The sequence below is a fragment of the Bacillota bacterium genome, assembly GCA_013178125.1.
Taxonomy (GTDB): Bacteria; Bacillota; SHA-98; order Ch115; family JABLXJ01; genus JABLXL01.
Map to the genome: position 1 here is coordinate 1 of JABLXJ010000010.1, position 25,631 is coordinate 25,631.

25 protein-coding genes and 1 tRNA gene are annotated in these 25,631 nt (G+C 54.4%); 13 read left to right on the plus strand and 13 right to left on the minus strand.

All coding sequences use genetic code 11. The annotated features are described in order from the left end of the window. The first annotated feature begins 237 nt into the window (after positions 1–237). The 9 genes from HPY71_09650 to HPY71_09690 all read left to right on the plus strand — a co-directional run bounded on the left by HPY71_09650 (position 238) and on the right by HPY71_09690 (position 7,222). Entirely contained in the window at positions 238–834 is a 597-nt protein-coding gene (locus HPY71_09650) for a hypothetical protein (GenBank protein ID NPV53771.1), read from the plus strand. Between the two features lie 331 nt (positions 835–1,165). After that, positions 1,166–1,366 carry a hypothetical protein gene (locus HPY71_09655; protein NPV53772.1) on the plus strand — a complete coding sequence of 67 codons (201 nt, stop codon included), beginning with the start codon at positions 1,166–1,168 and terminating at the stop codon, positions 1,364–1,366. Positions 1,367–1,533: 167 nt separating this feature from the next. After that, complete coding sequence (locus HPY71_09660; protein NPV53773.1) at positions 1,534–1,740, plus strand: hypothetical protein; 207 nt, start codon at positions 1,534–1,536, stop codon at positions 1,738–1,740. A 109-nt stretch (positions 1,741–1,849) separates the two neighbouring features. Beyond that, the gene (locus HPY71_09665) at positions 1,850–2,323 is read left to right on the plus strand and encodes a hypothetical protein (GenBank protein NPV53774.1); all 474 of its coding nucleotides are present in this window, start codon (positions 1,850–1,852) and stop codon (positions 2,321–2,323) included. A 261-nt stretch (positions 2,324–2,584) separates the two neighbouring features. After that, positions 2,585–3,214, plus strand: coding sequence for a DNA repair protein RadC (gene radC / locus HPY71_09670; protein ID NPV53775.1), 630 nt, complete (start codon positions 2,585–2,587; stop codon positions 3,212–3,214). 155 nt (positions 3,215–3,369) lie between these two features. Continuing rightward, positions 3,370–3,654 (plus strand): hypothetical protein, encoded by a 285-nt coding sequence (locus HPY71_09675; protein NPV53776.1) that lies wholly within the window; start codon positions 3,370–3,372, stop codon positions 3,652–3,654. 188 nt (positions 3,655–3,842) lie between these two features. After that, positions 3,843–4,370, plus strand: coding sequence for an ImmA/IrrE family metallo-endopeptidase (locus HPY71_09680; GenBank protein ID NPV53777.1), 528 nt, complete (start codon positions 3,843–3,845; stop codon positions 4,368–4,370). Between the two features lie 40 nt (positions 4,371–4,410). Beyond that, positions 4,411–5,805: an ATP-dependent helicase gene (locus HPY71_09685; GenBank protein NPV53778.1), complete on the plus strand. Its 1,395-nt coding sequence runs from the start codon at positions 4,411–4,413 to the stop codon at positions 5,803–5,805. A 220-nt stretch (positions 5,806–6,025) separates the two neighbouring features. Further along, positions 6,026–7,222, plus strand: a complete 1,197-nt coding sequence (locus HPY71_09690) for a sulfatase-like hydrolase/transferase (protein NPV53779.1) — start codon at positions 6,026–6,028, stop codon at positions 7,220–7,222. Between the two features lie 694 nt (positions 7,223–7,916). On the opposite strand, the gene HPY71_09695 is transcribed toward HPY71_09690, so the two are convergent. Next, a complete protein-coding gene (locus HPY71_09695) occupies positions 7,917–8,138 on the minus strand; it encodes a helix-turn-helix domain-containing protein (protein NPV53780.1) in 222 nt (73 codons plus the stop codon). A 190-nt stretch (positions 8,139–8,328) separates the two neighbouring features. Here HPY71_09695 and HPY71_09700 point away from each other — a divergent pair, with 190 nt between their 5' ends. Genes HPY71_09700 through HPY71_09710 form a run of 3 tightly spaced genes read left to right on the plus strand, consistent with a single transcriptional unit; the run spans position 8,329 to position 10,188 of the window. Next, positions 8,329–9,039, plus strand: a complete 711-nt coding sequence (locus HPY71_09700; GenBank protein NPV53781.1) for a helix-turn-helix domain-containing protein — start codon at positions 8,329–8,331, stop codon at positions 9,037–9,039. Further along, complete coding sequence (locus HPY71_09705; GenBank protein ID NPV53782.1) at positions 9,039–9,896, plus strand: tyrosine-type recombinase/integrase; 858 nt, start codon at positions 9,039–9,041, stop codon at positions 9,894–9,896. The genes HPY71_09700 and HPY71_09705 overlap by 1 nt, the downstream gene beginning before the upstream one ends. 43 nt (positions 9,897–9,939) lie before the next feature. Then, the gene (locus HPY71_09710) at positions 9,940–10,188 is read left to right on the plus strand and encodes a site-specific integrase (GenBank protein NPV53783.1); all 249 of its coding nucleotides are present in this window, start codon (positions 9,940–9,942) and stop codon (positions 10,186–10,188) included. 70 nt (positions 10,189–10,258) lie between these two features. Here the strand turns inward: HPY71_09710 and HPY71_09715 are convergent. From HPY71_09715 to HPY71_09725, 3 genes are all read right to left on the minus strand, one after another. Further along, positions 10,259–10,347: transfer RNA gene (locus tag HPY71_09715), tRNA-Leu, on the minus strand. Between the two features lie 181 nt (positions 10,348–10,528). Continuing rightward, complete coding sequence (locus tag HPY71_09720) at positions 10,529–10,705, minus strand: hypothetical protein (GenBank protein NPV53784.1); 177 nt, start codon at positions 10,703–10,705, stop codon at positions 10,529–10,531. An 87-nt stretch (positions 10,706–10,792) separates the two neighbouring features. Beyond that, complete coding sequence (locus HPY71_09725; protein ID NPV53785.1) at positions 10,793–11,974, minus strand: hypothetical protein; 1,182 nt, start codon at positions 11,972–11,974, stop codon at positions 10,793–10,795. 1,067 nt (positions 11,975–13,041) lie between these two features. On the opposite strand from HPY71_09725, the gene HPY71_09730 reads away from it, so the two are divergent. After that, positions 13,042–14,511, plus strand: coding sequence for an amidase domain-containing protein (locus HPY71_09730; protein NPV53786.1), 1,470 nt, complete (start codon positions 13,042–13,044; stop codon positions 14,509–14,511). A gap of 163 nt (positions 14,512–14,674) precedes the next feature. Here the strand turns inward: HPY71_09730 and HPY71_09735 are convergent, their stop codons facing one another. From HPY71_09735 to HPY71_09775, 9 genes are all read right to left on the minus strand, one after another. Next, positions 14,675–15,763: a hypothetical protein gene (locus HPY71_09735; GenBank protein ID NPV53787.1), complete on the minus strand. Its 1,089-nt coding sequence runs from the start codon at positions 15,761–15,763 to the stop codon at positions 14,675–14,677. Positions 15,764–16,012: 249 nt separating this feature from the next. Next, on the minus strand, positions 16,013–16,879 hold the full coding sequence (locus tag HPY71_09740; protein NPV53788.1) for a carbohydrate ABC transporter permease: 867 nt from the start codon (positions 16,877–16,879) through the stop codon (positions 16,013–16,015). Between the two features lie 16 nt (positions 16,880–16,895). Beyond that, positions 16,896–17,828 carry a sugar ABC transporter permease gene (locus tag HPY71_09745; protein ID NPV53789.1) on the minus strand — a complete coding sequence of 311 codons (933 nt, stop codon included), beginning with the start codon at positions 17,826–17,828 and terminating at the stop codon, positions 16,896–16,898. 163 nt (positions 17,829–17,991) lie between these two features. Further along, positions 17,992–19,287, minus strand: coding sequence for an ABC transporter substrate-binding protein (locus HPY71_09750; GenBank protein NPV53790.1), 1,296 nt, complete (start codon positions 19,285–19,287; stop codon positions 17,992–17,994). Between the two features lie 333 nt (positions 19,288–19,620). Next, positions 19,621–22,473 (minus strand): hypothetical protein, encoded by a 2,853-nt coding sequence (locus tag HPY71_09755; GenBank protein NPV53791.1) that lies wholly within the window; start codon positions 22,471–22,473, stop codon positions 19,621–19,623. Between the two features lie 81 nt (positions 22,474–22,554). Further along, positions 22,555–23,730, minus strand: a complete 1,176-nt coding sequence (locus HPY71_09760; protein ID NPV53792.1) for a GntR family transcriptional regulator — start codon at positions 23,728–23,730, stop codon at positions 22,555–22,557. Positions 23,731–23,883: 153 nt separating this feature from the next. Then, positions 23,884–24,837: a 4Fe-4S binding protein gene (locus HPY71_09765; protein NPV53793.1), complete on the minus strand. Its 954-nt coding sequence runs from the start codon at positions 24,835–24,837 to the stop codon at positions 23,884–23,886. 41 nt (positions 24,838–24,878) lie between these two features. Then, positions 24,879–25,319: a hypothetical protein gene (locus HPY71_09770; protein ID NPV53794.1), complete on the minus strand. Its 441-nt coding sequence runs from the start codon at positions 25,317–25,319 to the stop codon at positions 24,879–24,881. 17 nt (positions 25,320–25,336) lie between these two features. Continuing rightward, a complete protein-coding gene (locus tag HPY71_09775; protein ID NPV53795.1) occupies positions 25,337–25,621 on the minus strand; it encodes a hypothetical protein in 285 nt (94 codons plus the stop codon). Positions 25,622–25,631: the final 10 nt, after the last annotated feature.

A 25,631-nucleotide genomic window follows, 5' to 3' on the forward strand; every position in this document is an offset into this window, starting at 1 on the left:
CATCCCGCTCCATCCTCATAACTCCCCCAAGCTGAACGAGCCTTTAATAGGCCCAAATCCGGGAATTTTTCTCGGGAGGTCCATGAAACACCTGAAGCTTTCCCGAAATCTTTCCGAGCCCCACCCCCTCACGGTGGGGCCATTTTTTGTTGCAGGGAGGTGATCCGATGACGTAGCGAGGTCTTGCCGTCTTGCCGCATGACAAAAAACCGAACGAAAAGAGGAGGCAAGGCACAAATGGAGATGAACGACGAATTCAAGAAGAGGTTCGTGAAGAGGCTCCAGGGGAAAGAGTTCATATTGTACGGCGGTCTCCTTGAGCTTGCAAAGGAGAAAGGGATCAAGAGGCTCGAGGCAGAGGTCGTGCAGATCCCATCGGACGCCAACGGAAACTATGCAGTCTGCGCAGCACTCCTTGAGGGCACGGATGGCTCGATCTACCGGGAGGTCGGAGACGCTTCCCCCTCCAACGTGAACCCCACCATCGCCCCGCACATCCTGCGGATGGCTGCCACCAGAGCAAAGGCAAGGGCACTCCGTGATTTCACCGGCGTGGACATGGTCGCCCTCGAGGAGCTCGGCGGGGACGTCGCTGGCGCGGATGACGGACGAAGCTGCCCTGTTGCGACTCCTGGAAAGACCGCTGGCACCTCCCCCCTCGACCGTCACAAAGCACAGGCGGCCCGGGCGGGAGAGAAGGACAACCAAGAAGACCGCCGGTACCTGTGCACCGAGTGCGGGGCGCAGATCACCCGCTCCGTGTGCGACTTCTCAACGCGCAAGTTCGGAAAGCCGCTATGCATGGCCTGCCAGCGCAAGGCGGCCTCGGAGTAGCTCGTACCGGGACCTCGCTAGCAAAGATGCCCCCGTTCCACCTCGCCCAGTCCAAACCCACCCCTCGCGTCCATCCCGACCATCCACATCCTCTCAAGTGACATCTACACCGTATCAAGACCAGTGGTGGCCTGCATAAGACGCATGCCCTCACCACGCCTGAAGACAACGCCCAGCAAGCAGCATCGGACGGGGCTGCTCGTCTCTTCTGCTACGTTGAGCAACAAACACATCACGTGGACAAGCTAGCCTGAATGAGACTTGACCGCTCACTAAGGGTCCGGCGCGTTTGCGCCGGGCCCTCTTTGTACCTTGCAAGGAGGTGGTGCCCATGCCAGCGGTTGCAGAGCTGTTGGAACCTAAGGCTCTTGCCTTGGACCTGGTCGCAAGGGCCTCTCGCACAACGGATGCCGACCTTAAGGCGAGAGCCTGCGAGGCAAGCAGAGCGCTGGGAAGATGCGCCGGGCTTGCCTGTCGCGACTGCCCTCTCAACGTTCCGCAACGGTCCCGTTGTCCAGCCAAGCGCGCCTGAAACGAATGGTTCCGCCAGAAGGACCCCCGCACCAAAACGCAAGACCCCGCGCCTGAGAGGAAAGGTGGCGATGAAGGTGGACGTCACGAGGCCCCCGCCGCACAGGCGTCAGCGCAAATGGCTCCGCCGTGGGCTCTTGGGGCATGCACGCACACGATGCCGGCCCGATGGCCGGGGACAGTCAGTTAAACCACGACAAGGAGGTACCCGAGGAGATGGCGAGGATGATCGATGCGGAAACAGTTCACGCGGTAATCGGCGAGCTTGCCAAGGTTATCTCGTCCTTAGGCATTGACGATAGGGGCGCCTTTGAAAGCGCCAGGAGGCGCCTGGACGAGCGCGTGGTCACAGCCTACACGACTGAGATCATATAAGGCGTCGCAAATATCTACGTCAACAGGAGGCTGCCCTTGCCTAGCAAAACTGCGTGCGCGCAAGCCTCACCAAGGCGGATGAGGAGGAGACAAAAGGAGGATGAGAGAGATGGCTGAGTCGCTGGAAGACGTGCTCCTTGGAGCGTACGAGGGTCCTGACGAGATACCGGAGTCTGAGGAAGAAGAAGCTCCTCTGCGCGAGCGTTTCCGAATCCAAGACGATGCCCAGGCGAACTGGGCGGTCCGCAAGATAGCCCAGACCCGCCAGGAGCTCGCCACGGCAGAGGCGCTCGCGCATCAAGAGATCGAGCGCGTGGAGAGGTGGCTTGCGGACCGCCGCCGCGAGGCTGAGCGCACCGAGCGGTTCTTCACCGCCCTCCTCATGGAGTACTTCATCCCCAAGTTCGCCATCGACCCCAGGCGGAAGGCGGTGAAGCTCCCATCGGGCACGGTCCAGGTGAGGCAGCAGCAGCCAGAATTCAGGCGCAACGATGCTGTGCTTCTCGCCTGGCTCAAGGATCATGGCAGGTCCGATCTCATCAACGTGACGGAATCCCCCAAGTGGGCCGAGCTGAAGACGTAAGTCGAGATAGTCGGGCGCCACGTGGTGACCAAGGATGGCGAAGTTGTTGATGGCGTCGAGGTAATCGCCCGTCCGCCCTCGTTTAAGGTCGTGACAGGCGAGCCCAGATAGCGCGCCTGCGGTCTCCCCGTGCTACCTCCGGCATCTCTCCCGGCCCCGAGAGCACGCTCTCGCGAGCTTCCGAGGCCACCACAGATCCCCCTCCACTCGATATCCAACATCGCATCAGTCCAGCGATATAGCGAAAGGAGATGGTCCTTCGTGGACACGTACCCTGTGGCGGACATGGATGTCCATGACCTTGTTAGGCTCACCCTGAGAGAATCCGACGACGGGGAATGGGACGCGCTCTTCAGGCGGTTCAACAGCCCCGAGGCTCTTGCGATCTGGCTTTCGCAGGCGACGGTTGAGGAGATCGCCGAGATCAGGGGCGTTGGTATCCGCACTGCTGAAAGGGTAAAGGCCGCAATAGAGCTCGGCAAGCGCATCTCCCGCATCTCGCGGCCGAGGAAGAAGTTCGTCCACAAGCCGGGGGACGTGGCGGAGCTTCTCATGGAGGAGATGTGCCACCTCGACCGCGAGCACCTCAAGGTCGTGCTCCTCTCGGCGAAGAGCGAGGTGCTCACTGTGGAAACCGTCTCGATAGGCAGCCTCACGTCAGCTGAGGTCCACCCGAGGGAGGCGTTCAAGCCTGCCATCCGGCACAGCGCTGCCTCGATAATCATCGTCCACAATCACCCCTCAGGCGATCCCACCCCGAGCGCCGATGACGTGCTCATCACAAAGAGGCTAAAGCAAGCAGGCGACCTACTTGGCATCGACCTCCTCGACCACATCATCATCGGCGACCACAACTTTACAAGCATCAAGGAGCTCGGCCTTCTTGCTTAGCCCGCAGCGCCTCTAGACTCCATCCGATAGGCACCCCCTCTTGCGAGAGCAGCCCGCAATACATCCCAAGACCCCAATAGACCCCACAGCGGTCTTAGAAGGCCCTGGGGCAGCCCGTCCGAAGACCACCTACACGGAAAGGAGGGAACATACCCATGACGCCTTGGCGTGAACCAGATGTGCTGGGTCCTGGCGACTATGCTGTTTGGTACGGTCCTGAAGGACGCGACGGTGACTGCGCCGTCGAGGTGGACGGACCATACGTGCGCCAGTACCAGTGCGTCGTCGGCTACCTCGAAGACCATGACGGACCTCCGTTCCTATGCACGGAGACCTACCTCGATGACTGCCCCGAGGAGATCAGGCTGAGGGCAGCTATCGGCGTCGCTCATATCGCCGAATTCGGTGGTGAAGAGTCCTTCGTAGACGAACTGCCGTGACGACAGGTGGATACCCGAGAGCGCGCTTGCGCGAAGCGCCTCGCACGTCAACAATGCGGCCCTGAAGGGCCAGCGTACACGGTCGAACGCCCCGGAACGAATCGACGCACCGGGGCGTCCAGGTCCTTAGCAAGTCCGAAGGTAGCTATACCATACGCAAGGTATGAAAGGGAAAGGAGTCGTCACAGGTGAATGCCAGGGAACTTGTCAGAGAGATCGAATTCGATGTCAGCCAGACAGAGGGAGCCCCGCTTCCAGAAGCGCCCATAACAGCCTCTGGAAATAGCAGAGGCCTCCTTCCCATCCTGGAGCAAATAGTAAAAGGCAAGGGCATAGCTTGCCAGTACAGGACCCTCCATGGTGACCATCACGGCACAAGCTATGGCGGCAGGATCGAAATAGACGACAGGCTCGATGAGGCGGGGAAGGTGTCTGTAATCACGCATGAGCTTGCCCACGAACTCCTGCACCGGAACCCTGAAAACGGCGGCCTCAGCAGAGAGCAAAAAGAGATAGAGGCCGAGGCGGTAGCGTTCGTTGTATGCTCCCACTTCGGAATAGAGACCGCATCCGCTAATTACCTGGCACTGTGGGAGGTTGGTCCAGAGAAGATCATCGAAGCATTCCAGCGGGTCCATAGGATAGCCGCAGAGACGATCGAGAGAATCGAGGCCGCCCTTGCGGCAAGGACAGGGAAGGAAGGCGCCGGCCGGTGATGCTGGCGCTCTTTATATTTTTCATCCTGGGGGTGATATCTTGCATCTGGATCCAGATCAATCGCGGGCTGTAGACGCCCCTTGCGGGCATATCCTGGTGCTGGCTCCAGCGGGTAGCGGCAAAACGAAGGTGCTTACAGAGAGGATGGGCAGGCTCATCAAGAGAGGAGCCGCACCCTCATCAATCCTGTGTATTACCTTCACCAGGAAGGCGGCGGGGGAATTGAAGGATCGGCTGAGCGGTACCCCTGGAACTGGACAGGCGTGGATAGGGACCTTCCACAGCATATGCTACCGGATACTCAGGGCAGAATCATCTCCCCTGAGTGCTCTTGGGTATGGGGGAGGCTTTACCATAGTAGACGCTACCGGGGCTCGGGCCATCATGAAGGGGATACTCAACAGGCTCGGGGTTGAGGCAAGCCCTGAGGAGGTTTTACGTGCCGTATCTCTATGCCGTCTGACCCTGAAGGATGATCCCCGCGACGGATTCTTACACAAGGCGGCCTCGCTTTACAGGAGGCGTCTCCTTGAATTGAACGCCATGGACTTCGATGACCTCCTTGTAAATACCCTCTGGCTCCTGCAGTCAAGTGACGAGATCAGGTTAAGGTATGCGCGGCGATTTCGCCACGTGCTCATAGATGAATTCCAGGACCTGGACCCATGCCAGTGGGAGATCGTAAAGCTCCTTGCCTCAGTCCACGGCAACTTGTTTGCAGTAGGGGACCCACAGCAGGAGATATTTGCGTTTAAAGGCGGGGCCGTGGGAATTACTCTTGAGTATATGCGGAACTCCAGCACCAGAACCTACATGCTCAGGCGAAATTACAGGTCCGCTGGCAACATCGTGGTTGCTGCAAACTCGTTGATAAAGCACGGCACCACAACGGTGCCCATCCCCCAGTTCCCGGTGAGGGACTGGGGTGATCCAATCGACCTATATGTGGCCTCAAACAACCAAGATGAGGCCATATATGTGGCAGAGCTCATCAAGGACCTTCCTCTCAAGGGAATAGCCCCGGGAGAGATAGCAGTGCTCACCAGGACCAGGGCCCAGCTTGCCCCGATATGCAGGGAGCTTATCCAGGCTCGTGTGCCATTTAGGCTCTCGGAAGGCACGGGGCCGGCCAAGGCTATAAAGGTGATGACCATTCATGCGTCAAAGGGAAAGGAGTTCAGCCATGTGATCCTCCCGGGGCTTGAGGAGGGTATTATTCCCCACTTCAGGGCTGCAAACGAAAGCGATGCAGAGGAGGAACGAAGGCTTATGTGTGTGGCCCTCACGAGTGCCAGGGATAAGCTCTATCTTTCATACTCCATGGAAAAGACTCCTGGAAGGAGGCCGGAATACGTGGGACCTTCTAGATTCCTGAAGGAGATCGATGAGAGGCTCCTGGATATTGTCAACTTCCGGGAGGCAAGCGCCTCATAGTCTACGAAACCGGCAACTACATGAGCATATTGAGGACCGCCATTGCCAGGTACAGCCATTATCCTACACAATGTCCACCAGAATCAACAACTGGTATTTTCCAGCAGACTCTATACCGGCAAAGTTGCTATTTCCATCCCATTTTTGGGAACCTGTGAACCTGATGACTCGTTATACATAAAGGAAGAAAAAATTCTCTAAAGACGGAGGGTCCTATGGAATGAGAGAGTCTGGGTTTTCAAGGAAAATCCATTCTGTGGCTTTGCATGTGTTAATCGCATTGCTCGTTGTTAGCACCATTAGCTCGGTTAGCGTAGCTTCTGGAACATCGGATGGAGCATCGGAGCCTATCAAGAATGCCGTTCTTATCTCATGGGATGGGGTTCAAAGAGACCATCTACGTGAGCTACTGGACGCAGGGCAACTGCCTAATCTCAAAGCCCTCATAGCAGAGGGCACAATAGTAGAAATAGACGTAACGCATAAGACCGACACCAAAGCTGGCCACGCGCAGATGCTCACAGGTTATGGTCCAGAAGTCACAGGAGTATACAGCAACTCTGTTTACCAGCCAATCCCTAAAGGATATACAATCTTCGAGCGGCTCGAAGATGCATTCGGGAAGGATAACATTACAACGATCATGATTACTGGCAAGGGAGGAAACCTCGGTTCGAAAGGACCCACTTCAGAAGAACCCTTAATCGCGGAGCTTCTGTGGAAGCAGTTAGAGAAGAAAGGCGTATCTCGGGATCAGGTATTGGAGAGACTTAAAAAGGTGTTCGGGGACGACAAGGTAGGGCGTGCCATAATCTCTATTATGACGGAAGCCCCTTCTAAAGTTCTGAAAAAGTTATCTTCAGGGTCTGCGAAATCGCCTGAAGGTATGAAAGTAAAACGTCGTTTCGCTATGCAATCCCATCGAGGAGAGCCTTTCTACAACGCAAAACCAGCTATCGATCTCTTCCAGGGCGACAAGGCAAGGCCCGCTGATGAGGTAGGGAAGCTTGCTCTGGATAGCCTGGATCAATATGGTAAGGGACGCTTCTTTGCCTTCTTCCATTTCTCCGATCCCGATCATGCAGGCCACAAATATGGGGAGAATTCTCGTGAATACTCAGATGCCATTGTAGAAGCAGACAAATGGCTGGGACGGATAGTGGAAAAGCTGAAAGAATTAGGGGTATACGAGGAGACGCGCATTTACGTTACCTCAGATCACGGTTTTGATGAGGGGAAGACCACTCATTCTATGGCTCCCTATGTGTTCCTTGCGACGAATGACCCGGCGATTGAACGGAGGGGTGACCAGAGGGATATAGTGCCTACGATTCTCACCCGTATGGGAGTCGACATTTCCAAGGTCAATCCGCCACTTCTCGGGAGGCTCCTGACAGATCCAGAAAAACCCTGGTAGTTGGTGAACCTTTCGTAGCAGATTCTTGACTTCTAAGGTCTCATTAATGTAAATCAAACGGGGCAGCTCATACGGTCGGGCTGCCTCAAATGCTATCCAGTAAAGGAGTGTCTGGACCTGTTAGGTAGTGGAACGATACTGGCCGCGAGGAAGACAGCAGGGAATTCCGTAAAGGTATGAAAGACATCACTACCCGGGCCAGGCGGCGCAGGGCGCTCCAGGAGGCCCGGGCGTGGACACGGGGACTTCCTGAGGCACAAAACGATCTCCGCGAGTTCTTGTGGAAGGGATTATGAGCAGCGACCGCCCGGCAACCGGCAAAAGTAACCACAACCTTGAGAAGAGGGCAATACTCAAGACCTGGCTAGATATCTACTCGATGCTTGAAGCCGAATTTGCCTCTCTGAAAATGTCGGGTAAATGTCGGATGTGAAAATGACATTATAACTCAGTCATAATGACAGCCTTGATACCTTTAGCGCTTTTAGGGCCCGGTTTGCCCATATGTCTCACCCACCTATAGCGAAATAGGTTTGTTCCGTTATGAGGGCATGACCTTTTTACTTTCCCTTAAGAACCTGGTCTATTGAAGCCACAACTTAATTCTCATCAGGAACTCCGAGAATCAAATGTTCCAGATTTGCCTATAAAGTAGGCAGTCCTACGACTTTGGGAGATCCGGCAAGGCTTATCTTCAATCACGAGGCACGGAGCTACCACCTTGCTCTATCCACCCTATTAAGCGCGCCCTGGGTATCCGAATCGTTCGACCGATTCTTACCACAGGAAAATCTGGCTGACGACATATCTCATAAGCGGCAGAGCGGCCGATTCGGAGATATTTAGCAAGTTCATCTACAGTTAAAAACTCCATTTCTTGGTTGCTATCATTGCGGATGCATCTATCACTTTTCATACCATCCATTCCTCCCCGCATACGTTGATTTCATAGATCTCGACGTGAGCACCTCTTGTGATGATTTGTGCCTCCATTTTTTATGCTATGCAGCAAATTCATCATCGTAAGAAAAACAAGCAAAAAAATTATAAAAATATTGCCATGATAGCAAAGTAATGCTATGCTAGCGATGGGGGTGATTTCCATCATGAGGTTTGGCGGACGACTTCGCATAATGCGAAAACAGAGCGGCCTGAGGCTAGTTGATCTTGCCGAGAGGACAGGATTATCGTATTCCTATCTATCGCAATTGGAAACGGGATCTAGGATTCGTCCTTCCGACAGTGTTCTTGAAGCCCTCGGGAGGGCACTGAATGTCCACGTAGATGAATTGCGAGCCTGGGTAGAGGAAGATGTTCCCCGGGACCGAGTCGAGGATCTTAGGAGCTTGGCCGTTAGAAATATCAGATGGCTTGAAGAGATCTCTTCCGTACTGAGCGACGAGACCAGCATACAGAAGATAATAACGCGTTTCCTTGAGCAGGAATACTTAAAGGCCATCAAAAGTGCTACCAAAAACCAAGGACTAAACGCTGACATAGGGCTTCTACTATCTGGGATATCCGCTCATCGCGAGGTCATCAAAGAAGAAATGGATGCGTCGGAGGAAAAAGGTCTGTCTGCAGATGTCGGCGAACCCATCATATCGATTCATGAATTTGTCCGCGAGCTTAAGCTGCTTAATGATAGACTAACACATCTAAATCGCTCAAAGGAGGTTGAAGAACTTGCTTTCGAAATTGAATCCTTAGGGGAAAGGGGCGTTGAATTCATCCGTGAACAGATCAAAATCGCGAAAAGGTACTTTGGGAAATCTCCAGCAAAAGAACTACCTGATGAGATTGGGGGCACGAATTAGTGAGAGGATACATAACGAAGCGGTCTAAGAACTCGTGGACCATCGTTTTGACAGTAGGACGCAAAGTCGATCCTAAAACTGGCAAGAGCAGGCCGGATCAGAAATGGATTACAGTAAGGGGTACGAAGAAGGAGGCAGAGGCCAAGCTGGCGGAACTTCTTCACCAGTACAACAGGGGAGAGCTCGTTGAGCCCACCAAGATGACAGTCGGAGAATGGCTGATCAGATGGCTCGACGTGTATGTCACGAATAGCAGCAAGAAGAAGTTCCGAACCCAAGAGACATATGCTTCCATAGTGAGGAACCATCTGATACCGGCCCTCGGGCACATTCGCCTCCAGAAACTTCAGCCTGCTGACATCCAGGCTTATTACAACAATTCGGGTCTGTCTTCGTCAACGCTGGAGCAACACCATGCAGTACTCCACCAGGCTTTGAAGGTCGCCATGCAGAATGAGCGCCTTATCAACGTCAATCCTGCGGCTATGGTGGCTGAAAAACCGAAGGGCAAGAAGAATCTCGATATGCAGGTGTGGAGCGAGGAAGAGGTTCGTAGGTTCCTCTCAGCAGCAAGGAAGAGAGGAACACAGTGCGAGGCATTCTATACTATGGCACTGGAAACAGGCATGAGGAAAGGCGAGCTATGTGGTCTCAAGTGGGAGGACGTGGACCTCGAGAACCTGACAATTTCGGTTCGGCGTACACTCATCAAGGCGGGCCCTGACCCCGTCATGGGCACGCCAAAGACCGGCAGGGGCAGGGCGATTGCCATATCACCGGCACTAGCGAGGCTCCTGGCACGCCATAAGGCTGAACAGGAATCAGCAGCGCCTCAAGCTGGGTGTACTGTACCGTAACCTTGAATTCGTGTTTGCTAAGGAGACGGGGGAACCCCTCCAGATGAACAACTTTGGGCAGAGGGAGTTCGCCCAGCTAATAGAGGCTTCTGGGGTCAAGAAGATCCGCTTCCATGACCTGCGTCATACATGTGCCACGCTCTTACTTGCCCGCGGGATGCACCCGAAAATCGTACAGGAAAGATTAGGCCATTCCAACATCAGCATGACGCTTGATCGGTACTCGCATGTGACGCCTACCATGCAAAGAGAAGCCGCCCAAGTCATGGGCGACATCCTCAATATACGCTGATTAGCAAATGATTAGCAAGTGCCCTCTTGGAATCCTTCAAACCCGCACCAAATAAGCCTTTGTACATATTTGGTGCCGAAGCGGGGATTTGAACCCCGACGGCCGTTAATGGCCACTAGACCCTGAATCTAGCGCGTCTGCCATTTCCGCCACTTCGGCACACCTTAAAGCTCAAAGATATAACCTAGGATCTATATCTTATATCTACAGTCTGCGGTCCAAAGTCTCATCTGGACGTTTTTTATAATAGCATAAAACAATCCCGTTGTCAACGGGCGCGCAAGAGAGTAAGACAAGACAAGCAGGAAGGGCCCCAGCAGAGGGGCCCGGTAAATAAGTCTTAACTTCTGGCCATCGCGCGGTTATATTCTTCGGGCGTAAGGTCGATAACCTTTTTCAACCCCGTGCTGCTCTGCGTCATGATGCACCTGACCATGCCTTCGGGGGTCTCCCGGGACTTTGTGATCCCATAACCCTGAGCTTCCAGTTCCTTCAGCTTATTAAGGCCCTCGGACACCTCTTGTTACCCCCCACCCAGGATTTATTTTGCCAGTGATTCTCTATGGCAAACACTACTACAAATATGAATTATGAATATGAACTACTATCGTTTAGCAGGACGGTCCCCAAAGCTCGCGATCATAGATTCTAGCTCTTTCGCTACGGCTATCAAGGTCCTCGCTGAGCTGCTGATGTTCTCGACCGAAGCGCTCACCTCCTCAGCAGAAGCAGCTATCTCCTCGGCCGCGCTTGCCGTTTCCTCGGATATCGCTGAAACCTGTTTCACAGCATCGCGGACCTTGGCGCTGCTCTCAGCCATCTCCTGTGCGAAGACTGCATTCTCTTCGGCGGTATCCTCAACGTTGCTCACCGCCTCGACAACCTTTCCTCCGTTGAGGGAGAGCTTCTTTGCCGCTTCGGAGATGCCCTTGATCTCGTTATTCGTTACCTGCATTGCCCCCACTATGCTCTCAAGCGCCTCCCCGGCGCGTGCTGCGAGCTCGCTTCCCTTATTGACCTCATTTGTGCCTGATTCCATAGCCTCTATAACGACATCCGTTCCTTTGCGGATATTACCTATTATCGCACCGATCTCCTTGGTGGAATTGCTCGATCGCTGGGCAAGCTTCCGCACTTCATCAGCAACCACAGCAAAGCCCCGACCATGGTCCCCAGCCCTGGCAGCCTCAATGGCGGCGTTGAGGGCCAGGAGGTTGGTCTGGTCTGCGATGAGGCTTATGACCTGCAGGATCTCGCCGATCTGCTTGGAATGTTCGCCCAGTTCCCTGACCTTTTGCGCGGCCTCCAGGACCGTTGACCGGATCTGGTCCATGCCCTCCACTGTAGCCTTAACTGTTTCCTGCCCGACGCTCGCAGCTTTAAACGCCTCATCTGCAGCCCGGGCCACCCGCTCTGCATGTGCTGCCACGTCCTCAATCATCTTGGACATGTTCTTTATGGTCTCAGATACTTCATGTGTGCTCTCGGATTGCTCCTGGGCTGTGGAGGCGATTTTATCTATTATAACCTTCAGCTCATCCATGAGCTTGACCGTATCCGTCGTATGCTTGGCTTGATCCGATGTGCCCTTTGCCACTCCTTCGATAGCCTCGGCAATCTGGGAGGCGGCCTGGGATGCCTGGTCAGCCGAGTTGGCCAGGGCATTCACATTGGAGATCACCTTGTCAGTTGCGCTCCTGGCGTTGTCAATCAAACCGTACAAGCTTGCGGCCACCTCGCTGAACGCCGCCGCGAGCTCCCCTGGAGCTCCCCCTGGGGCCCCCATCCCCTCTCCCTTCAGCTCCTTTCCCTTCGGCCCCTTCGGCGCGCCCACCTTTACGCGCCCTGCAGAGTCTAATTGCTCTGCCAAGTCCAATTTACACTCCCCGGAAACAAGCTTATGGGCTAGCTGGACCGCCTGGCTGGCTATGCTCGCCGCCTCTCTCTTCAAGAGAAAGATGATACCAATCAAAAGAACGAGGGCTGCAGGTACCAGCGCATAGATGAGCTGGCGCGCGCGGATGATATTGGCGAGACTTGCCTCGAGGCCAGTTCCGTCAGGCCCGGTAGCTTCCCCCCCGGGAATTCCGGAAAGCGCACCGATCGCAGAGTTCAAATTGGCTACAGCAAGGTAACCTATAAGGGCCGTTACAACAATGAAGAGAATAATTCCTACTATAAGTTTTAAATTCCTTTGCAGATCCACCCCAAGACCCCCATTCCGTTCTCCAGTACTCCAGTACTTCGTTTCATAAGTTCTGGTCACAAGTTCTGATAGTCTTTGCTCCCCGAGTATGCGCCTAAGTATGCGCCCAAACATGCACAGTGACAACTTTCTTGGCAGGTCACGCGCAGGGGTGCCAAATTTATGGGCAGTTACTCACCCGTCCTGCCAAGAATCTTGGCAGAGTGCCCCGACAAAGAGGCGAAGGTGGCAACTTTCTTGGCAGAGTGGTGGAGCAGCCTGCCAAGTTTCTTTGCAGACCCTTATACCGCGCCTCATACCGCATAAGCGGCACCATCTGAGAATGAAAACGGCTTTAGCTGTGGTAATGCTTATTTTCAGGGCGGACCTCCATGCCGCGCTGCGGCGTCACAGAAAGTGAAAATATCCCTGGAAGCAATTGGGTTATTTTCAGGCTAAACTCGGGCGCTTCTCTATCCAATCTCTTTCTTTCTTATATCGGCATATTCAGAAACTAACTTAAGCAGTCGAAGAGAGTTTTCCAATAATTTTTGGGTAAAACTATCAACGAATATCAATTCCATGAATCATCGTCAATAGATTATCGATCACCGGTTTAAGAGATTAGGATCATCTATTCAAGGAATCGATGGGGGACCCATACCTGTATGCAGGGCAAGGATAACTCAAGGCGAATATCCCCAGTTGTCATCCTATCGCTGTTGCTTCTCATTATCCTGGGCCTAACGGCAACGAAAATTCTTGAAACACGCAGGTCAAAGATGCCGCCGCTGCAGCCCGAGGTGGTCATCCCGGGGAGGTTATCCCGCCGCGGGCTCACCCGCGATCTCGCCGCCACTATCGTGGCTATGTTTGATAAGAGGGCTGACGCCCTGGTCGAGGGGAAACCTGGGTCGATTGATGATATTTATAGCCCTAGCAGGGGCCGCGACGAGGGGTCTCCCGCCGTGGAGGGAACCCCCTCCGGTGGAAATCACGGCGAAAATGGCAATGGCGAGTCAGAGGGCGGGGCGGGAAGTTGCGGTGATAATAAAGCCCTGCAACATGAAATGCGCCGCATCAGATATGTCACTGCCTGGGCCGCCAAGCGTGGCGTCCGTTTCACCGGCTCCGATGTGTATCTCCAGATACACGACATGGAGGCCAGGGGAGATGTCATCCTCCTGAATGTGTGGCAAAGCTTGAACCTAAAGTATACCTATGCAGAGACCCGCGAGGCCCGCACGGGAGCCGCAGCTGCCGTAGAGGCCGCAGCGCGGGGCAAGCAGAGAGGCTCCGGCGCCTTCGGCATTAGGACGAGGCACACATTGGAGCTCGTGCGGGCCGCAAATGGTAAGTGGCTTATCCTCAAGGATGAATACACCGACCCGCTCGGCGAGGATACCCTTGTCCCCGAGGTGGCGCCGGCTATGATGCCCGCGCCGACCGCAGCCTCGTCTGCGGCATCCGCCCCAGGCACAACGCCCGCACCAGCCACCTCACTCGCGATGGCCATATCACCTATGGGGGCCACATTATCTGCACCTGCCTGGAACCAGGGCCGCAGCGGGTCCTATGACCGACGTTACGACCGGCGGGCCGCAGTGGCCTACGCAAACAAGTATTGCGGCGTAAAGACGGGCGCGAAGGCAAGGGAAGGGAAGGAATTCGGATATAACCCGCGGTACAAGGACTACACAGACCTGGGCGGGGACTGCACAAACTTTATATCCCAGGTGCTTGGCGATAGAGAAGGCGGCCGGCTCCCGATGGATGATGTATGGTACTATGATTTCTCCGCCGGCGACGGCGGGAAAGGGTCCAGCGCGTGGACGGAAACGGAGGCATTCAGGGACTATCTATTGGGCAGCGGGATCGCGAAGTGCCTGGCGCGGGGCGACTATTATGGCGTCACGCGCCAGACCAAGAAATTTCCGCGCGGGGTTATAAACGAGCTCAGGGAGGGCGACCTGATCGCTTACGAGGAGAAGGGCGATATCCAGCACTTTGCCGTCGTCGTGGGCCGGGACTCCGCCGGCTATACCCTGGTCAACAGCCACACCGCCGATCGATACCGCGTCCCGTGGGACCTCGGCTGGGACAGGAAGACGATCTTCTGGCTCTTGAAGATCCTATAACATCCTTATAGCATTGAGAGTATTGAAACACCGGAAGTTTATGGTTCTGATCGATGTGCTTTAAGCGCACTGATGCACCAGTCAGTCCTACTTAAGTGCACCAATTAGTTCAGTTATGAGTTCAGTGTAGTTGCACTCCAGCTTCAGTGCTTACGCTCCAGCTTCAGTATTTGCACTCCCGCGCCGCCTGCGCGTAAGCCATGAGGTTCTCGACAGGCGCATCAAAGAAGTGATCCGATGGGCTCATGATATAGCCTCCGCCGGGGCCGAGCTTCGCGAAGAGGTCAAAGACCGTCTCCCGTATCAGCTCGGGCGTTCCCTCAGTCAAAACTCCGAACTGGTCCAGGCCGCCGATCAGCGCAACCTTCGAACCTATCCTGGCCTTGACCTGCTCCGGCACCACATCCCCTCCAACAGCGGGCGGTGAGAGCGTCTCAGAGGCATCGCACCCATTGGCCACTATAAGCTCAAGGATTGGCATCATGCCCCCGCATGTATGATATACTACCTTCTTCCCTACCCTGTGGATCGCCTCGTGCATCTCGCGGTCGTACGGGAGGCAAAACTCCTTAAACATCTTGGGGGAGATGACCGTCGAGGATGCCGCCCCTCCACCCGTCTCGATCAGATCGTAACTTGAGCCTGCAAGGCTCTCCTCGATATACTGCAGCTTCTTGTCGAGCAGGATCCTCATAAATCTGTGAACCCAGTCCGGCATATCAAAGGCGGCCATTATCATCTCCTGGGTTCCCGCAAGGACGCACGCATCCTGCCAGCACCCGCCCTGCTCACCGAAGACGAAACCGCGAACTATACCATCATCGCCCAGCTCGTCATAGACCTCGCGCACCTTCTGTTTATCGAGCCGCGGCACAGGCATATATTTCCTTATCAGTTCTATATCCTCGGGCCGCTTGACCATGGGCTCGATAACCCACGAAGTCTGACCATTCTTCCCCAGCCTGTAGGAGAGGGTGCCCTCCGGGGTTGATATGGTGTAGAGGTATTCATCATAGTCGTTGACCCGGGGCAAGCTCTCGCAGGTGACCCTCCAGTCGCCGCTCTCCCTGGGGATGAGCGGCACCGTCGTTATGGCCGCGTCGAGCCCGATGAACCTGAACGCTTCGATATCAGACCGGCCGCCCATATACCGGGCCAGGTGGTAAGGTTGCCATTGATGAACAGTAGCGGGAACGCGGTCGGGAACCCTCCGCTCAAGGGCAGCCCACATTCTCTCCTTTGAAGTCATCATAAAGCGCCTCCCCGTTACCCTTTCTCCCATTATCCCCTATCCCGTTATCCCCTCTTACTATCGCCTCTTGTTATCGCCTCTTAACCTCTCTCCTTGATGATCCTCTATCCCCTATGATCCCGCGGTTATTCCCAACGATCATCCCCGATGGTGATCCCCGATGTCCCGCCAATCGTCAAGATAATAGCATTGTTAATTTTCCCAGTCAACCTGGATTTCCGCCTTTGGATTTCCGCTTTCCTACCCAGCTCACTTGATCGCCCCTCGCATTAGCCCTGCAACAAAGTATTTTTGCACAGAGAGGTACCCTATGAAAGTGGGGATAAGCCCCAGCACTGCCACGGCATTCAATTGAGCCCACTGATTAAAGTAGCCTGCTTGGGTGAGCATGAAATTATAGAGCCCTACCTGGTAGGTGAGGAGTTCCTTCGATGAGATCAGCACGAGAGCCATAACAAACTCGTTCCAGGCTATTACGAATGTAAGTATGGTTACAGCAGCCAGACCCGGGAGGCAAAGTGGGATTATCACCCGGGCAAAGGAGCTGAGCCTCGTGCACCCGTCGATCATAGCCGCTTCTTCAAGTTCCCGGGGGATGGATTGCATAAACCCGATCAGTATCCAGATGGATAGCGGGATATTCATCCCGGTGTAAACAAGGACCAAAGATGTCCGGGTATCGATCATTCGCACCTTAGACAACATGAGATAGATCGGGACGATATTTGTCAGGCTGGGTATCATCTGAGTCGCCAGGATAGCCAGGAGTATAAGATCGCGCCCTCGAAATCTCAAGCGGCCGATGGCATAAGCCCCGAGTGCCCCGGCAATCATCACGGTCAGAGCGGAAATGGAGGATACGATCACGCTATTTACCAGTGTTGTCGTAACATCCGTCTGCCCGAGGACTAGGCGGAAATTCTCTAGGTAGAGACCTTTGGGAAGCCACCTGGGGGGCCACTGAAACAGGTCGCTCTCGGGCTTGAGCGACGAGACCGTCACCCAGAGGATCGGGAGGATGGAATATATACAAAAAATAATCAGGAGAACATGGATCGAGAGTTCCCCCATATACCTTCTCGTGTTCACCTTCATAATAATAGTCCGCATACCCATACCCACATCCCGCCTCTCACGTTTCCTGAATATCTACTACCTGGCGACGAGCTATGGTCTTCAGGTAAATGGCGGTTATCACGAGGTTTAACACAAACATAACAACACCTATGGCTGAGCCATAACCCAACCGGCCTAGCGTAAAAGCCTGCCTGTACATGTTCAATCCTATAATCTCGGTATAGTTGAGAGGGCCACCGCCTGTAAAGGCGTAAACCAGGCTGAAGATATTGAATGTATATATCGTAATCAGTATGAAATTCGCGAGCATCACAAACTTCATCATGGGCACCGTTACGAATCTGAATACTTCCCATGGCCTCGCCCCATCAACCTTCGCCGCCTCGTAAAGCTCAAGAGGGATGGATTGCAGCCCGGCAAGTTCGATCACCATGGAAAATGGGGCTCCTTTCCACACATTTAGTCCAATAGCCGCCACCATAGCCAGGTTGGGGCTTGCGAGCCACGATGGCTGCCCCAGGCCGATCCGTCCAAGGTAATAATTCAAGAGCCCGTAGGTATCGTTAAAGATCCATTTCCATGCCGAGACAGCGGTAATATCAGAGATCACCCATGGAAGAAATAGAATGGCACCATATATCCCCCTGAATCTTTCGACCCTGTTTAGAGCAAGGGCAAACCCGAGGCCTAATACAAACTGGAGCACAATAACCCAGAATACATAAATATAGGTGTTTTTCAGAACCTGTAGGGTTGCTGGGTCCTTGAAAAAATCTAAATAGTTTCTGACGCCAATGAGACTCCAGACCGGCCTGGCAAGAGAGGCGTTGGTAAGGCTCAAATAAATTGAATAAAGGGCAGGGTAGATAACGAAAACCCCGATGAAGAAAGCCGCGGGAAGCAAAAATGAAACCACCATAGCAGACTCGCCATTAGATTTGTTGCCTCCAGTCTGCAATTTACCACTATATCCGCGTCTCTCAATCATCTCAAACTCCCCTTCAATTGCCCCGGGTGGGCTGGCGCCGGAGCTGGCTCCCATGGCACCAGCCCACTCTCAAGCGTCTACTCTACTCTACTACTCTCCGGACTACTCTCCGGTATCTATATTATACTATCCAAAGCCTGGACTACTGGATTAGACTATTAGGCTATTTGATATAACCTGCATCCTTTCCGAACTTCACGACCCTGGCTACCGCATCCTCCAGGGCTTTCTCTGCATCCTTACGCCCCATTAGCACCTCCTGGAGGGCCTGGACCCACTCGAGCGAGGCCTCAGGGTAGATTGCCACGGTCGGCCGCGTGTTGGCGTAAGGCAGCTGAGAGAGGATGATCTTATCCCACTCTGTCTTTGCAAATCGGGAATCAGCTGCAAGGGACTTTTGGACCGGGAAGTAACCCATCTCAAGCATCCGCCTCACATGGAATTCTCCTTTGCCGGCCACCATATTAATTAGATCCCATGCAGCCTGATATTTCCTCGGATCCTTGCCAGTGATAGCGATGCCCCATCCGCCCGCATTCACGGCACGCTTGCCCGTCCTCGGGTATATGGGGTTGGGAGCCAGCCCTATTTTGCCCTTGAGGTCCGGCGCGTGTGCCTCAATGCTCGCGGTCAGCCAAGAACCGTGGAACATCATGGCTGCCTTACCCATATCAAAGAACTTCTCAGCATCGTCATAGATCATATTTATAGCTTCCGAGGGTATGGATTTATCATGCCTATACATGCTGGCAAGGAGGTTAAACAAATCCCTGCTGGTCTGGTTATTGTAGACCGGCATGTTGTTATCATCCACAAAGGACTTCTCCCCAGCCCAGTAGAACCCCAAAAGCACCACAGTGGTATGTTCGCTCTTTCCCAACGGGAGAACCAACCCGTAACGCTCCGCCTTCCCACCGGGCCCAGCTTTTGTCAGCTTCCGGGCATAGAGCTTGAGCTCATCCCAGGTCTGCGGGGGACGATCTAACCCGGCCTCCCTGAATAGGTCTTTCCTGTACCAGAGCATAGAATTGAAGGCGGTCTCGGGGACGATCCCATGGATTTTTCCATTATAGGTCGCAAAAAACGGTGCGTAATAGTCTTCCTTGAGATCCTTGGGGATCAAGTCATCCAGGGGTTGGGTATAACCGTTGGCCGCAAACTCTGCGATCCAAAATCCATCCAGGGTAATAACATCCGGCTGAGTGCCCTGCCGGCACTGTAAGAGGTATTTGCTCCTGCCTTCAGTGTCCCCCGTGATGAGATCTAGCTTAACATCGACGTTGGGGTGGGTTTCCTTAAACTTTGGAAGTATCTCGGTCTGGAACACCCCGGGCTGTCCTGCCTGGGTTGTCATCCACCATGGAGGAACTACCACCTTCAAAACTATCTTCTCGGCAGCCATTGCGGTTGGCGCCACCAGAACGAGCACCAGAAGGATCATAAGGGCTTTTTTAAGCATCCCGTTTCCCTCCATTTTCGCAAATTTTTCGCAAATTGTTCTTCGCTTTCCAAAGAACCATCCTGCCTGAACCTACACCACACCTCTACTCCGCACCTCTTTGCTTCCATCACTTCCACCCATGAGGGGAATACCCCACCCCAGCATATCCAACCGGTGCGATTCCCCGGCATGGTAGACTACATATCCCCCCCTTCCCCTCTCTCTTCCAGGACGTTCTTGACACGTCACGTGACACGTCACACAGCGTAAGCCTCGCGCCTCCCCTCCCCTGATGGTACATCTCTGGCCATGTTGCTCCATGTTGTGGCACTGCTCACTGCTGTGGAACCGTTATGGCACACTGTTACCGTTCACCGTCATATATGCGATCTTCTCATATGGCTCCCAGACCTCTGGTTCTTCTCTTTGGGGCGCATCGATCGAGAGCTCCAGCGTTACAATCGCCGCAGGACCTGCTTTGAATCTCACCTCGTGGCCGTCGATAACAGGTAGATCCCCGGTCGGCACAGGCTCCTCGGCCAGGTTGGCGAGCCGGGCACTGCGCACCTGGGGCTGGACCCGGATCCTACCCTCAACCTCCTCGCCCCCAAGGTTGTATACCCGGATCACGAGGGCGCTTTTATCTTCGGCGCGTTTCAGGGCGCTGAGTACGAGGTGCGCAGGCTCTATACTGATGAAGCTACTCACGGGTGGGCCAGCCGGGCCCGCCAAACAGGCAGGCGCAGGGCCGCCCGAAGCTAATGTGCCTTCTGGCGCGCCAGCAGCCGCGCCAGCAGCTGTAACCTCCCCGCATCCAGTCACCCCGGCGACCCAAGATGACCGGGAGTGATATAGCCGGGATTGAGGCCATACCTGCCGTGCGAGAAGGGGAACATTATGGGCAAATGCCTGAATGTATGAGAGCTCCGTCCGCCAAGTCCCCTGGTGGGGTATTATGGAATAGGCGAAGCTGTGCCTCCCGAGGCATTGCCCCCCGGGGGCGTGGAATCTGTAGCCGTCGCGGCCCTTCCGCGTCAGGAGATCGAACCGGGCTATACGGTCCACGCAGCGCAGGAGTGTAAGGGCTATTGTACCCTGCCCATCATCTTTGACCTCGTACTCGGTCAGGCCCGCAGCAGCTATAGTCAGACCGCGCTCCCCATCGCTCACATCCACAAATTCCCGGAAAGGATGGGTCGGCGTGGGATTTTCGACCCAACCACCCGCGGGCGGGAGCTTCACAGGGCGAGCCACCACATCGAACGGGCTCCCGGCATATGAATGGCTTGAGGAAATACCTGAGGGGAAGAGCACCCTGAGGCGGTGATCCCGCACCCTATTGTCAAACTCCGTGACTACGTTCAGCCTCCGCGACCTCGCCGTCAGGGTTACATAGGAGACGACATCACAGGCTACCATATTCTCGCTCCTGGACCGCCGGTCATGAGTAAGACCTTCAGGCAGCTTCAAGACCCCTGCGATCTTGAAGGTAACCTTAACTGGCCCATTCTCTACGAGCGCAATCACCGGCTTCTCGCCCATGCCGAAAAATACAGTATCATGCAGCGGGTATGAGTAGGTGTATTCATCCCCGGCATCCCCGCTATCCTCGAACATATTACAGCGGCTGTACCGGGCCCCCGTGCTCTTGTCCGTTACCACAAGGCTCCCATCCTCTGAGATCTCCACCTTGAGAAACTCATTTTCGGCCCAATTTGGCCCCGAGGATAGGCCATAGCTGCCAACGGCACCCCGGTGGGCACCCTGGGGCGTAACCGCATATATCTTGTACCCGCAGGCGGGGACGTCCTCCGCTAGAAAGGAGAATGTCAGGCGCCGGATCTTCTCAACTCTCGGGCGCGCCCACGGATTCACGACCAATCTCTCGGTATCCTCCACGCTCATGACCTGACACGGCAACACCCTGCCCTCCGGGTCCCTGACCGCTGGCGAGTCCACCTCCCCGTTCCATGGTATGTCGACGGATGCGGTAACTACATCGGTGCGCTTCCACCCCAGGGCGTTGTAGATAAAGAGTCCAACCTCATCTCCGGCCTTGACAGGGCTCTCCACCGTGGCAGATATGGTATCCACGCAGCGCTCGACTATTTCCTCTCCCATCTCCCTCGCCCAGGCAAAACGCGTCATCATCTGTTCGTGGACAGGGTCGACGCTGCACCCGCATATACTATCATGAGGGTGGTTCTGAAGCAGGTATTCCCATGCCTTCCAGAGATGAGCCCTGGGGTAACACCCCGTCTTGCTCCACATAATGGCCGCCATGGGCTCGGCCCACCTTTCCATGAGCCTCTCGACCTCGAAATTAACCTGTTTCAGGTACATTCTCGTCGAGATGGTCCCCGCCAGGATATTCATAAACTGGTTATCCCGCAGTTCGCCTTTGAATGTATCCAGGGATGGGCCTGCCTCCCTCACCTTCTGGATGTATTCAATAAGGCTCGAGTGTTTAAATTCCATGTCGGGGAACAGCTCCGCCGCCGTCGCCAGAATGCTGGAGAGATCGGGCTGGGGCTCCAGGTGGTCACACCCGTTCATCAAGAGAAGATTCTGGGTCGAGGCATGCTTAATGAGGAGGTCCAGAATGGGCCTGAGCCGGGCGCGAAGCTTCTCAGGATCGGCCGGGAGGTCCGCGCCATAGCAGTAGCCACCTTCATCAGGCATGTGTATGGTCAGCACCCTGGAACCATCGGGCGCCTCCCAGTAAAACTCCGACTTGATATCCCCCCCTATGCCGCGCCAGAGGAGGGCTGTATCCAGCCCGAAACCTGCGAAGACCTGGGGCAATTGGGAGATATGGCCGAAGCAATCAGGCACATAGCCCACCTTCATGGTCTGCCCGAACTCCCTTGAAACCCTATGGCCGAGGAGGAGGTTACGAATTGTTGCCTCGCCGCTCACGAGGAACTCATCGGGCAATATATACCAGGGGCCTACAAGTATGCGCCCCTCCTGGATATACTTCTTGAGCACATCTCTCTTCTCGGGCCTCAGCTCGAGATAGTCCTGCAATACTATGGTTTGCCCATCGAGATGAAAGTGTGTGTAGTTTTGATCCTTATCGAGGATATCCAGCAGGTGATCAATTAAATCCACAAGCCTGAACCTGAAGAGCTGAAATGGAAGATACCATTCACGGTCCCAGTGGGTGTGCGAAATCGTGTGGACTTCATATCGCTTGCCCATAATTGTTCTCCTCTCATCCCGGGTGTGATGCGATCTTCAACTCATTACCAAATTGATCATCATCATCATTATCATTGATCATCATCCGACCGCTTTTTTAACTAAGCCAGCAGCTGCGTTCGAAGCCGTATTACACCCGCAGGACTCGCGGAGCATAAGCTTGTAAGGGATTCTCACCACAATATCGGAGTCGTTTCCCATGCCCTTTTCCTCTATGCGCCTGATAATGAGCTCGACGGCCTTACGGCTGAGCATCTCGGGGTTCTGGTCGAATGATGTAAGCTGCGGGTGAAGCAGGGGGTCTATATCCATATCGCAAAATCCTATTATGGCAAGATCACCCGGTATGGCTAGCCCGAGCTCTCTGCATACGCTGTAAAACTTTATCGCAGTATAATCATTATTGGTGATTACCGCCTCCAGGTCGTCATTCTCAGTAAGGTATTCTGCTATGCGGACCTTGTCAGCTTGAAGCAATTGCTCATACTTCAGGCCAGGGGCGACAGCTACCTTATCCACTATGCGTTTTGCGGGCACGGAGAGGCCTTTCTCCTGAAGGGCAGCCGTGAGCCCCGCAATGCGACCCAGTGTAGGGGTCATGGCCGCCCTGTCGCAATTGAAGAAGCCTATTCGCGTGTAGCCGTGCTCCATAAGGTGGACAGCTGCCTGGTAGCCCCCGTCGAAATCCTCTCCTATGACTCTATCGCCGTGTAGACCTTCGATGTAGCGATCAATAAAGACGAATGGGATGCCCTGTTCAAGGAACATATTGAGATCTTTCTCTTCCGGGGGACAATCAGCGGTGTAGAGGATTATGCCGGCGACGCCCTCGTCGATCAATTGGGTTATCTTCTCCTCCTCGACCTTCTGGTCGTGTTCTGTATGGCAAAGGATAAGGGCTATGTCGCGCTGGGCGAGGGCTGACTCCACGCCGATCACGATTCTGCTCAAAAAGGTATCCGAAATAAAGGGAAGGACCAGGCCAACCTTGGCGCGCTTTACAATGCCAGGAGACTCGTTAAGTTTTATCGGGTCCTCCACGAAGGTCCCCTTGCCCTGGACCTGGTATATTACCCCCTGAATAGCCAGGTCGTTTAATGCGCGCCTTACGGTGCCGCGGCTTGCTGAGAACATCCTGCAAAGCTCGGCTTCAGATGGAATCATGTTGTGGGGCCTGTAATTCTTGTCGTTGATCTGCTGGATAATGAACTGCTTTATTTCCTCGTGTTTAGGGAGGTATCTTTTCAATATTGCCATTTGAGTACACCTGTATATACATGTATGTTTAAGCTAATGATAGCATAGCTTGAGAGATATATCAAGACAGGAATAACAAAGGAATCCGCCACGTTTTGGTTAAATCGGGCGGATTCCTTTGATTAAATCGGCAAACCTCATCGCCTTCGGCCATCACGCCAGCCGCAGAGCGAATTCTGGGCACACAGGGTTACAGTAGCCGCATAGAATGCATCTTTCGCGGTCGACCGATACTTTATCGCCTTCCAAATAAAGCGCTCCATTGGGGCATGTCTCCACGCACGTCCCACAGCCCCTACAGGCGTTTCGGATGATCACGAGCTTCTTCGTTTCCCGCCTGCACCTGGCCTTGAGCTCCTCAGGGACGACCTGGTTCCGGAAAACCCTGAGGTCATATTCCAGTTCCTGCAGGCTCACCACGCCAACTGCCACGGACATGACACCCGGCAGGTTACGGACGAAGTTCAACGCGTCCTCTACATCATCGATTAGATGCCCACCCGCGAGGGCCTTCATGGCATAGACGCCCTTGCCTGCCTCTGCAGCAGCGCGGATGGCACGGGCCATATCCTCCACAGTACCGTCAATTATCCCCAGACCCGCCTTGTTTATGAGCGGGAAGATCACATCTATGTCGGACCGCTCGAGCGCGGCATAGACCGTCTCGACTACGTGGGTTGAGATGCCTACGGCCCTTATCTTCCCCTTTTCCTTGTAATCGATAAGGCATTGAAAAGCGCCGGCGCGCTCGGCGAAAACGGTGCGAGTCGCCCGTGGCGCGTGAAGATGGAATATATCTATGCAAGGGAGCTGCAACTCATCGAGGGCCATCTGCACGCTTCTCTGCATATCCTCGTAAGAGCTAACTGGGGACTTTGTTGCTATGACCGCCTTGCCTTCGAACCCTTTTAGAGCTTCGCGGATGTGGGGGTAGGTCTTGTAGCCCTCGGCGGTATCGATGAAGTTAATGCCCTCGTTGAGCGCCTTTCGAATCAACTCGGATGCGGCGTGTAGCGGTATGTCGGCCTGAGTGGGGCCCATCGGGAGAGCCCCGAAGCAAAACTCAGTAACCTCGATGCCTGTGCGACCTAGTATTGTGGTTCTCATGCAGGTCTTAGTGCCTCCTATATGATATTTACAGTCTCCATTTACAGTCTCCAGATTTCCTTATCTGCGCACATTATCTCGTTTTGGCGCAGCAGCGCCTCTGCGTTATTATCGAAGCCGCTTGCGCTATAGAAGATGTAGTACCCTTTTATCCCAAGCTCCTGAGCGGTCTCCTTTACCCTCAGGAACTCCTCGACCTCATTCCGGCCTATCTTTCTATCATAAGTCTTTACACTGATTAGGAGGTCCTGGCCCTCCTCGAGGCTCCTCGCCCATATGTCTATCTCGTGCTCCCTGCCACCCTCGAGATTTACCTTGATGGGCTTAACCTCCCGGTACGAGGTGAATTCGGCGCCCTCCTGGTAGTTATACACCTTGTCCCTGAGGCGGGCACCCTCCTTCCTGTACTCCTCAAACCTCAGGTAGCGCATTAAGAGGTATTCCAGGATGTGACCCTTGTGATAGCTATCCCGGCCCTTCACCTTCCGAAGCTCCCGCTTTAGTTCTCTATCTCTTCCTTCTGCCTCTTCCTCTCCTCGGCAAGGGTATCCTCGAGGGGGAGGTTTTCTATCTCCTCTTCATACTTATACCTGAATACCTTGTAGAAGATGTCGTCCCTCATCCCCCGGTACCTCAGGCTCGTGCTCCCTTCCGCTATGAGGTCCCCTTTGACTAGCATCTGGAGCTTCTCCTCGGCCTGCCGGTCATTGTAATCGAGCTTGAGGTTCTCTATGATCTCCTGCCTGGTCCACTCCTTATCCCGGTTCTTTGAGAGAAAGAGCACTATCTTCTTG

Coding starts and splice junctions, on each gene's coding strand:
- HPY71_09650 (NPV53771.1), top strand. CDS start 238: ATGGAGATGAACGACGAATTCAAGAAGAGGTTCGTGAAGAGGCTCCAG.
- HPY71_09655 (NPV53772.1), top strand. CDS start 1,166: ATGCCAGCGGTTGCAGAGCTGTTGGAACCTAAGGCTCTTGCCTTGGAC.
- HPY71_09660 (NPV53773.1), top strand. CDS start 1,534: ATGGCCGGGGACAGTCAGTTAAACCACGACAAGGAGGTACCCGAGGAG.
- HPY71_09665 (NPV53774.1), top strand. CDS start 1,850: ATGGCTGAGTCGCTGGAAGACGTGCTCCTTGGAGCGTACGAGGGTCCT.
- HPY71_09675 (NPV53776.1), top strand. CDS start 3,370: ATGACGCCTTGGCGTGAACCAGATGTGCTGGGTCCTGGCGACTATGCT.
- HPY71_09690 (NPV53779.1), top strand. CDS start 6,026: ATGAGAGAGTCTGGGTTTTCAAGGAAAATCCATTCTGTGGCTTTGCAT.
- HPY71_09695 (NPV53780.1), bottom strand. CDS start 8,138: ATGAAAAGTGATAGATGCATCCGCAATGATAGCAACCAAGAAATGGAG.
- HPY71_09700 (NPV53781.1), top strand. CDS start 8,329: ATGAGGTTTGGCGGACGACTTCGCATAATGCGAAAACAGAGCGGCCTG.
- HPY71_09710 (NPV53783.1), top strand. CDS start 9,940: ATGAACAACTTTGGGCAGAGGGAGTTCGCCCAGCTAATAGAGGCTTCT.
- HPY71_09725 (NPV53785.1), bottom strand. CDS start 11,974: ATGGGGGCCCCAGGGGGAGCTCCAGGGGAGCTCGCGGCGGCGTTCAGC.
- HPY71_09730 (NPV53786.1), top strand. CDS start 13,042: ATGCAGGGCAAGGATAACTCAAGGCGAATATCCCCAGTTGTCATCCTA.
- HPY71_09735 (NPV53787.1), bottom strand. CDS start 15,763: ATGATGACTTCAAAGGAGAGAATGTGGGCTGCCCTTGAGCGGAGGGTT.
- HPY71_09740 (NPV53788.1), bottom strand. CDS start 16,879: ATGGGTATGCGGACTATTATTATGAAGGTGAACACGAGAAGGTATATG.
- HPY71_09745 (NPV53789.1), bottom strand. CDS start 17,828: ATGATTGAGAGACGCGGATATAGTGGTAAATTGCAGACTGGAGGCAAC.
- HPY71_09750 (NPV53790.1), bottom strand. CDS start 19,287: ATGCTTAAAAAAGCCCTTATGATCCTTCTGGTGCTCGTTCTGGTGGCG.
- HPY71_09755 (NPV53791.1), bottom strand. CDS start 22,473: ATGGGCAAGCGATATGAAGTCCACACGATTTCGCACACCCACTGGGAC.
- HPY71_09760 (NPV53792.1), bottom strand. CDS start 23,730: ATGGCAATATTGAAAAGATACCTCCCTAAACACGAGGAAATAAAGCAG.
- HPY71_09765 (NPV53793.1), bottom strand. CDS start 24,837: ATGAGAACCACAATACTAGGTCGCACAGGCATCGAGGTTACTGAGTTT.